General features: G+C 69.9%; 9 protein-coding genes. 4 read left to right on the top strand and 5 right to left on the bottom strand.

Annotated elements, in window-relative coordinates; all coding sequences use genetic code 11:
• Window positions 1-543, bottom strand: a 543-nt coding sequence (rpsD, locus tag ACFWFI_RS37935) for a 30S ribosomal protein S4 (RefSeq protein WP_387399580.1), incomplete at its 3' end; no start/stop codon positions are given.
• A gap of 188 nt (window positions 544-731) precedes the next feature.
• Between rpsD and ACFWFI_RS37940 the strand changes: the two genes are divergently transcribed.
• Window positions 732-1,433, top strand: coding sequence for a DUF2470 domain-containing protein (locus tag ACFWFI_RS37940; protein WP_387399582.1), 702 nt, complete (start codon window positions 732-734; stop codon window positions 1,431-1,433).
• Between the two features lie 10 nt (window positions 1,434-1,443).
• Here ACFWFI_RS37940 and ACFWFI_RS37945 read toward each other — a convergent pair whose 3' ends face one another.
• Window positions 1,444-2,817, bottom strand: coding sequence for a replication-associated recombination protein A (locus tag ACFWFI_RS37945; RefSeq protein WP_387399584.1), 1,374 nt, complete (start codon window positions 2,815-2,817; stop codon window positions 1,444-1,446).
• Window positions 2,818-2,861: 44 nt separating this feature from the next.
• Window positions 2,862-3,497: a vitamin K epoxide reductase family protein gene (locus ACFWFI_RS37950; protein WP_387399586.1), complete on the bottom strand. Its 636-nt coding sequence runs from the start codon at window positions 3,495-3,497 to the stop codon at window positions 2,862-2,864.
• 73 nt (window positions 3,498-3,570) lie between these two features.
• On the opposite strand from ACFWFI_RS37950, the gene ACFWFI_RS37955 reads away from it, so the two are divergent.
• Window positions 3,571-3,726 carry a hypothetical protein gene (locus ACFWFI_RS37955; RefSeq protein WP_387399588.1) on the top strand — a complete coding sequence of 52 codons (156 nt, stop codon included), beginning with the start codon at window positions 3,571-3,573 and terminating at the stop codon, window positions 3,724-3,726.
• 338 nt (window positions 3,727-4,064) lie between these two features.
• On the opposite strand, the gene hisS is transcribed toward ACFWFI_RS37955, so the two are convergent.
• Both hisS and ACFWFI_RS37965 read right to left on the bottom strand, forming a co-directional pair.
• A complete protein-coding gene (gene hisS, locus ACFWFI_RS37960) occupies window positions 4,065-5,327 on the bottom strand; it encodes a histidine--tRNA ligase (RefSeq protein WP_387399590.1) in 1,263 nt (420 codons plus the stop codon).
• Between the two features lie 15 nt (window positions 5,328-5,342).
• Entirely contained in the window at window positions 5,343-6,029 is a 687-nt protein-coding gene (locus tag ACFWFI_RS37965; RefSeq protein ID WP_387399592.1) for an MBL fold metallo-hydrolase, read from the bottom strand.
• A gap of 149 nt (window positions 6,030-6,178) precedes the next feature.
• Here ACFWFI_RS37965 and ACFWFI_RS37970 point away from each other — a divergent pair, with 149 nt between their 5' ends.
• Together ACFWFI_RS37970 and ACFWFI_RS37975 are read left to right on the top strand one after the other, a co-directional pair.
• The gene (locus ACFWFI_RS37970) at window positions 6,179-6,967 is read left to right on the top strand and encodes a peptidylprolyl isomerase (protein ID WP_387399594.1); all 789 of its coding nucleotides are present in this window, start codon (window positions 6,179-6,181) and stop codon (window positions 6,965-6,967) included.
• Between the two features lie 189 nt (window positions 6,968-7,156).
• Window positions 7,157-8,386, top strand: a complete 1,230-nt coding sequence (locus ACFWFI_RS37975; protein ID WP_387399597.1) for a DUF349 domain-containing protein — start codon at window positions 7,157-7,159, stop codon at window positions 8,384-8,386.
• The last annotated feature ends 47 nt before the right edge of the window (window positions 8,387-8,433 follow it).

Here is an 8,433-nt window from a genome sequence, read left to right on the forward strand (position 1 = left end):
GTCCAGGCGGAAGGCCAGGGCCTTCAGGTTCACCTGGAGGTAGCGCGGGGTCTCACCGTCGGTGTCGTAACCACCCTCGCGGGCCACCTGGAAGGGGACCTTGGAGCGGCTGCGCTCGCGGACCATCACGACGTCGTCGGGGCGCACGCGGAAGGACGGCTTGTCGACCTTGCCACCGTTGACCTCGATGTGGCCGTGGACGACCATCTGGCGGGCCTGGTAGATGGTGCGGGCGATGCCCGAACGCAGGACCAGGGCGTCGAGACGGCGCTCGAGCTCGACGACCAGCGCCTCGCCCGTCTTGCCTTCGGCCTTCTTGGCGCGGTCGTAGGCACGCGCCATCTGGCGCTCGCTGATGTCGTACTGCGCACGCAGACGCTGCTTCTCGAGCAGACGGACCTTGTAGTCCGAGTTCTGCTTGCGGCCACGGCCGTGCTCGCCCGGCGGGTAGGGGCGCGCTTCGAAGTACTTGACAGCCTTCGGCGTCAGAGCGATGCCGAGGGCACGCGACTTCTTGACCTTGGGACGCGACTGGTTAGGCACGTTCTCCAGACCTCCGTTGTAGGTTAGGTTAGGCTTACCTTACTCAAGGAGATCGCATGTCTCGCCCTGGGAACACCACACACGTCACGGACAGCACAGACAGCGGCAGCACACCAGAAGGTGCTGCTACGACGGAAGGCCGATCTGATCGTGGTCAGCCGCGTCCCAGCGGGCTTGAAAACACTCGGATGCCGTCAGCAGCCGAGCGCACACGAACTCTCGTACAGAGTACCTGCTCCGCCGTGCTGCTCGTACCAGGGCTGTCGGTGATCCACCCGGACCAGCTGATGCCCGACAGCAGGAGCATCGGTCCCGAGGGGGATCTGTTCCTCGGCTTCCCCGCCGAATCCCCGGTCGTACGGGCCGCGACGCGCGCCCAGGGCGACGAACTGACCGCTGTGCTGGAGATCACCGATGTCGCACCGGTCTCCGTCCCGCACCGGATCCGCGGCCGCGCCCGGATCGCCGGCTGGCTCACCGCCGTACCGGGACTCGCGCAGCCCGGCCGGATGATGCTCCGGCTGGAGACCGGGGAGGCGTCGGTCGACGACCTGTGGGGTTTCGAGGAGGTGGAGCCGGAGGATTTCCGGGACGCCGTCGCCGACCCGCTGGTCGCCCATGAGGCCGAGCTGCTCCAGCATCTGCACGCCGCCCACAGCGAGCAGATGGCCACACTGTCCGCGCTGCTCGGCGACCGGGCCGAGTGCGGCTGTGCGGAGCACCGGCTCGACGCCGTCCCGGTCGCGGTCGACCGCTTCGGCCTCCGGGTGCGGTTCGTCGAGGACGGCGATGCCTGCTTCGACGCCCGGTTCGAATTTCCCGATCCCGTACGCGACATCAGCGAGCTGCGCCGCGCGATGCACACCCTCTTCGAAGCGGCGGCCTGCTGAGCCGCAGCCGTCACGAGGACGTCTGACCGCCCTGCCCGCCGCGGCCGAGCCGCTCACGGACCCGCTCCGCGACGTCGGCGTAGCGCGCCTCCGCGCCGTACCGCGTGGGTTCGTAGTAGCGCCTGTCGCGGACGGCGTCCGGGGCGTACTCCTGGGCGGCGATCCCGCCGGGCACGTCGTGCGGGTAGACATAGCCCTGCGCGTGGCCCAGCTTCGCCGCCCCCTTGTAGTGGCCGTCACGCAGATGGGGCGGGACCGGGCCCGCGAGACCCCGGCGCACGTCCTCCTGCGCGGCGGAGATCGCCAGCGTTGCCGCGTTCGACTTGGGGGCGAGGGCCAGCGCGATCGTGGCATGGCTGAGGGTGAGCGCCGCCTCGGGGAAGCCGATCATGGCGACCGCCTGGGCCGCCGCCACCGCCGTGGGCAGCGCCGTCGGATCGGCGAGCCCGATGTCCTCGCTGGCGGAGATCATCAGCCGCCGGGCGATGAAACGCGGGTCCTCCCCCGCCTCGATCATCCGGGCCAGATAGTGCAGCGCGGCGTCCACGTCGGACCCGCGGATCGACTTGATCAGGGCACTCGCCACGTCGTAGTGCTGATCGCCGTCGCGGTCGTACTTCACCGCGGCGCGGTCGACGGTCTCCTCGAGCGTCGTGAGGGTGATCTCCTGCTCGTTCGTGGTGAGGGCCGCTCCGGCCGCCGCCTCCAGCGCGGTCAGAGCCCGCCGCGCGTCGCCGCCGGCGATACGCAGCAGATGCGCCTCGGCGTCGTCGGCCAGGGTGACGGCCGCGCCGAGGCCCCGCTCATCGGCCAGGGCCCGGTGCAGCAGGGCGCGCAGATCCTCGTCGGTGAGCGGCTCCAGGGTCAGGAGCAGCGAGCGCGACAGCAGCGGGGAGATGATCGAGAAGTAGGGATTCTCCGTGGTGGCCGCGATCAGCGTGACCCAGCGGTTCTCCACGGCGGGGAGCAGCGAGTCCTGCTGGGCCTTGGAGAAGCGGTGGATCTCGTCGAGGAAGAGGACGGTCTCCTTGCCGAAACCGCCGGTGGCGCGGCGCGCGCCCTCGATGACGGCCCGGACCTCCTTGACGCCCGCGGTGATCGCGGAGAGCTCGACGAAGCGCTTGTTGGTGGCCTTGCTGACCACGTATGCCAGGGTCGTCTTACCCGTGCCGGGCGGGCCCCAGAGGATCACCGACGAGGGCCCCGCGGGGCCTCCGCCGCCCTCGCCGACGAGGCGGCGCAGTGGCGAGCCCGGCTTGAGCAGGTGCTGCTGGCCGACGACCTCGTCCAGCGTACGAGGACGCATCCGGACAGCGAGGGGGCTGCTGGACGGGTCCTTCTCCTGGCGGTCTTCGGCTGCTGCGGTAAAGAGGTCGGGCTCCACGCAAGGAAGCCTATGTCACCCCACTGACAGGACCGCCTGGCACCTCAGCTGGTCCAGAAGTCCCACCAGCGGGTCAGGATCAGCATGCCGATGATCCCGATCCAGAGAACCGGCGGCACCCAGTGGAATTCGGTGAGGGTGTTACGCAGCCAGGCGGGGGCGGGCAGGATGCCGTGCTTGATGTTGTGCGTGGTGACGTAGCAGAACATGAAGATCGTGGCGACCCAGGCCAGGCAGCACCACAGGCACAGCGAGTTGATGTTGTACAGCGACTGGTACTGCAGCCAGGTGCAGAAGCCGACGCCGAACAGCGTGCCCGCGTTGAGGCCCAGCCAGTACCAGGCGCGGAAGCGGGCTCCGGCGAGGAGCGCCATGCCGATGCCGATGACCACCGAGTAGGTGGCGATGCCGAGCATCGGGTTGGGGAAGCCGAAGGCGGACGCCTGCTCGCTCTTCATGATGTTGCCGCACGCGACCACCGGGTTCAGGCTGCAGCCCGGGGTGAAGCTCGGGTCCTCGAGCAGCTTGAACTTGTCGATCGTGATCACCCAGGCGGCGAGCAGCCCGGCCGCGCCTGTGATCACCAGCAGCAGCGCGAGCGCGCGACTGCCGCCGAAGGTCCTGTCCCCCTTGTCCTCGTCCTGCCGGGAGGAGGGGTGATCTACCGCTGCCATCGTCATATCGCCGTTCCATCACTGAGTAGCCAGCCGGGCACGGTCATTGTGCCGCACCTCCGACAGGGCCATCTGTTCGATGAACATAAAGGTGTGCCCAAGTGAGGCCCGGGACACGGTGCTCCGGGAGATCCTCCTCCGCACCGCAGAACTCGCGGCCGACGTGCACGGACCGCTCGAGCGGTGCGGCGACCTGACCCCGGTGGACGGGCTCGACCTGCGGATCCGTGCCTGAAAGGCCGTCGGGCCCCTCGGTCCGAACGGTGCGGGCGGGAGCACCACGTGGTGATCCTGCGGAGCCGGCGCAGTCGTGACGACGGCACGGTCCGTGTGCTCCGGGCCGACCCCGCCGGCGCCGGCGGCCGGTGGCGTTCCCGGATCGGGATCGTCCGGCAGGATGAATGCCCTCCCGCCGAGTTGACGGTGAGGGCAGGACCGCGACGGTGCTGGGCGCCCGGTGCCTGGGCGGGCCGGTCCTGTGCCTGCCTGCCTTCCGGTGGAACAGCGGGCGCCGAACGCGCTGTGCCCGCCCGGACGGACCGGGCGGGCACAGGCGTGGACGACTGCCTCGGTTCAGGCCAGTTTGCCCTGGAGCACGGTCACCAGGTCGCCGACCGCCACGGGCTCCTGCTCGCCCGACTCCATGTCCTTGAGCTGGACGTTGCCCTCGGCGAGGTCCCGCTCCCCGGCCACGACCGTGAAGCGGGCGCCGGAGCGGTTCGCGCTCTTCATCGCGCCCTTGAGCCCACGGCCGCCGAACGCGAAGTCCGTCGCGACGCCGGCCTTGCGCAGTTCGGTGACCAGGCCGAAGAGCACGCGCCGCGCCTCCTCGCCGAGCGGCACCGCGTAGACGCTGGTCGAGGCGGGGATGTCGAGCTCGACGCCCTCGGCCTCCAGTGCGAGCACCGTGCGGTCCACGCCGAGGGCCCAGCCGACGGACGGCAGCGCGGGACCACCGATCATCTCGGAGAGGCCGTCGTAACGCCCACCGCCGCCCACGGCGGACTGGGAGCCCAGACCGTCGTGGACGAACTCGAAGGTGGTGCGCGTGTAGTAGTCGAGCCCGCGGACCAGCTTCTCGTCGTCCTCGAACGCGACGCCCGCCGCCGTCAGCAGGTCGCGGACCTCCTCGTGGTACGCCTTGCAGGCGTCGCAGAGGAAGTCACGCAGCATCGGGGCGCCGGTCAGCTGCTTCTGGACGTCGGGCCGCTTGTCGTCGAGGACCCTCAGCGGGTTGATCTCGATGCGCCGGCGGGTCTCCTCGTCGAGGTCGAGGTCGCGCAGGAAGGTCTGGAGCGCCTCCCGGTAGACGGGACGGCACTCCTTGTCACCCAGCGAGTTCAGCAGGATGCGGAACTGCGTGAGGCCGAGCGAGCGGTACGCCTGGTCGGCGAGGATGATCAGCTCGGCGTCCAGTGCCGGGTCCTCGGTGCCGATGGCCTCGGCGCCCACCTGCGAGAAGTGGCGGTAGCGGCCCGCCTGCGGGCGCTCGTAGCGGTAGTACGAGCCCGAGTACCAGAGCTTTACGGGGAGGTTGCCCGCCTTGTGGAGGTTCGCCTCCAGTGCGGCGCGCAGCACGGAGGCGGTGCCCTCGGGGCGCAGCGCGAGCTTGTCGCCGCCCTTGGTCTCGAAGGCGTACATCTCCTTGGACACGATGTCGGTGGACTCGCCGACGCCCCGGGCGAACAGGGCGACGTCCTCGAAGCCGGGCGTCTCGATGTATCCGTAGCCGGAGTTCTTCAGCGGCGAGGAGATCGCCTCACGCACCGCGAGGAACTTCGCGGAGCGGGGCGGGGTCAGGTCGTACGTGCCCTTGGGGGCCTGGAAGGTGCTCACAGGTTTTTTCTCTCGTCACATTCCTCGGCGGGGCGCGTCCAGTCCGTGCATGTACGGATTGGAGGCGCGCTCGCGGCCGATGGTCGTCTGGGGGCCGTGGCCGGACAGCACCACGGTCGAGTCGTCGAGCGGCAGGCACACGCGGGCCAGCGACTCGAGCAGCTCGGCGTGGTCGCCGCCGGGCAGGTCGGTGCGTCCGACGGAGCCGGCGAAGAGCAGGTCGCCCGAGAAGAGAACCTGCGGAACGTCCGCGGCCTCGGGCATCCTGAACGTCACCGACCCCTTGGTATGGCCGGGCGCGTGCGCGACGCCGAACTCCATGCCCGCCAGCTTCAGCGCGGCACCGTCGGTCAGCTCCTTGACGTCGTCCGGTTCGCCGACGGTCAGCTCACCCATGAGCGGCATCCCGATGGAACGGCCCAGCGCCTTCTCCGGGTCGCTCATCATGTAGCGGTCCTCGGGGTGGATCCAGGCAGGGACGTCATGGGCGCCGCACACGGGGACGACGGAGGCGACGTGGTCGATGTGGCCATGGGTGAGCACGACGGCGACGGGCTTGAGCCGATGCTTCTTCAGCGCTTCCTCGACGCCCTGGGCGGCCTGGTGGCCCGGGTCGATGATCACGCACTCCTCGCCGGCGGCGGGGGCGACCAGGTAGCAATTGGTCCCCCAGGCCCCGGCGGGGAACCCTGCAATGAGCACGATCGTCCTTAGTGTTCGTCCGACGAGGAGGGCCGCGAAAAGAGGAATGCGGCAGACCAGAGACTACCGGCGCTCCTCATTCCACAGCTAACCCATATACCGTACGGGCATTCCAGGTCCGATCACACGACGTACAAGGAGACCATCCGGTGGTCAGCAGCGATCAGCGGCGGCGGCAGCTCGCCCGGGAGAAGTTCGAGCGGCAGCAGCAGCGCCGGGAGGAAGCGCGCCGGAGGACCAGGCGTCTCGCGGTGATCATCGCTTCGTCGGTGGCCGTGGTGGCGGTCATCGGAGCGGGAGCGTACGTATCGCTCGACGGCGACGACTCGAAGACCTCCGCGGACGCGGGCGCCTCCGCGAGCCCGTCGGCGTCGCCCTCGGCGAGCGAGAGCAGTGCTCCTGAGCCCGCGATGGAGATCGACAAGAAGGCCAAGTACTCGATGTCGCTCAAGACGAGCCAGGGCGACATCGGCATCGCGATGGACGCGGCGAAGACCCCGCACACCACGAACTCGTTCAAGGCCCTCGCGGACAAGGGGTACTTCGACAGCACGAAGTGTCACCGGCTGACCACGGAAGGCATTTTCGTCCTCCAGTGCGGCGACCCGAAGGGCGACGGGACCGGCGGCCCCGGCTACACGATCCCGGACGAGAATCTGACCGCGCTGGGCAAGGCGGGCGACGACGGCGCGGTGACGTACCCGGCGGGAACCGTCGCGATGGCGAACACCGGCCAGCCGGGGACGGGCGGCAGCCAGTTCTTCCTGGTCTACAAGGACACCAAACTGCCGCCCAGCTACACGCCGTTCGGCACCATGGACGATGCGGGTCTGAAGGCCGTGAAGAAGGTCGCCGAGGCGGGCGTCGCCGATGGGGCGGGCGACGGTGCTCCGAAGAAGGCCGTCACGGTCGAGAAGGCGACGGTCGACAAGACCTGACCCTGTGCGCGGCCGCCCGGCACGAGGTTCCTGGAGCGCACCGGAGAATTTCAGCCGCGCTGAGTGCGGACAGCCGGGTGGCCGGTCGCCTAGATTGGCGTTGTGCAGGGCGGGCGCTGCCCGCCCCAGGAAACTGTGGACGATGCACGGGGGGCGAACCTCCTCGATGCATCAGGTGGAGGAGGCGCTGTGAGCAGCGACCCGTGGGGCCGTGTCGACGAGACGGGCACCGTGTACGTGCGTACGGCCGAGGGCGAGCAGGTCGTCGGATCGTGGCAGGCCGGTTCGCCCGAGGAGGCTCTGGCCTATTTCGAGCGCAAGTACGAGGGCTTGGTGGTCGAGATCGGCCTCCTCGAGCGGCGGGTGAAGACCACCGACCTGTCGGCGAAGGACGCCACGGCGGCGATCGAGCACCTGCGTCAGCAGGTCGACGAGCACCACGCCGTCGGCGACCTCGCCGCGCTCGGCAAGCGGCTGGACGCGCTCGTCGCGACGGTCGACTCGCGCCGCGAGGAGCGCAAGGCCCAGAAGGCGAAGCAGACCGACGAGGCCCGTCAGGCCAAGGAGGCGCTCGTCGTCGAGGCCGAGGAGCTGGCGCAGAGCGAGCAGTGGCGGTCGGCGGGTGAGCGTCTGAGGGCGCTCGTCGACACGTGGAAGGGGCTGCCTCGCCTGGACCGCAAGTCCGACGACGAGCTGTGGCACCGCTTCTCGCATGCCCGTTCCGCCTTCTCCAAGCGCCGCAAGGCACATTTCGCCGCTCTGGACGCCCAGCGCGAGGATGCCCGGAAGGTCAAGGAGAGGCTGGTCGCCGAGGCGGAGTCGCTCTCCGGCTCGACCGACTGGGGTACGACGGCCGCGCGTTACCGCGACCTGATGACCGAGTGGAAGGCGGCGGGCCGCGCCCAGCGCGAGGCCGAGGACGACCTGTGGAACCGCTTCCGCGGCGCCCAGGACGTGTTCTTCGCCGCCCGCAGCGGCGTCTTCGCCGAGCGGGACGCCGAGCAGGGCGAGAACCTCAAGCTCAAGGAGGATCTCGCCGCCGAGGCCGAGAAGCTGGTCCCGGTGACGGATCTGAAGGCGGCCAGGGCCGCGTTCCGCTCCATCAACGAGCGCTGGGAGGCCATCGGCCACGTCCCGCGTGACGCCCGCCCGAAGGTCGAGGGCCGGGTCCAGGCGGTGGAGCGGGCGCTCCAGGAGGCCGAGGAGTCCGAGTGGCGCCGGACGAACCCGGAGGCGCGGGCACGCGCCGAGGGTCTGACCGGTCAGCTCCAGGCGGCCGTCGACAAGCTGCGCACGCAGATCGACACGGCACGCGCCTCGGGCAACAACGCCAGGGCCGACAAGCTCTCCCGAGAGCTCGAGGGCCGGCAGGCGCTGCTGGACCAGGCGCTGAAGGGCCTGGAGGAGTTCGGCGGCTGAGGCCGCGCCGACACGTGAAAGGGGCTCCCGTACGCGATGCGTACGGG

Source organism: Streptomyces sp. NPDC060209 (assembly GCF_042728155.1).
Taxonomy (GTDB): Bacteria; Actinomycetota; Actinomycetes; order Streptomycetales; family Streptomycetaceae; genus Streptomyces.

Bases quoted from the DNA above. Each gene is read 5' to 3' on its own strand.
- ACFWFI_RS37955 (WP_387399588.1), top strand. From the start codon at position 3,571: ATGAACATAAAGGTGTGCCCAAGTGAGGCCCGGGACACGGTGCTCCGG.
- ACFWFI_RS37940 (WP_387399582.1), top strand. From the start codon at position 732: ATGCCGTCAGCAGCCGAGCGCACACGAACTCTCGTACAGAGTACCTGC.
- ACFWFI_RS37950 (WP_387399586.1), bottom strand. From the start codon at position 3,497: ATGACGATGGCAGCGGTAGATCACCCCTCCTCCCGGCAGGACGAGGAC.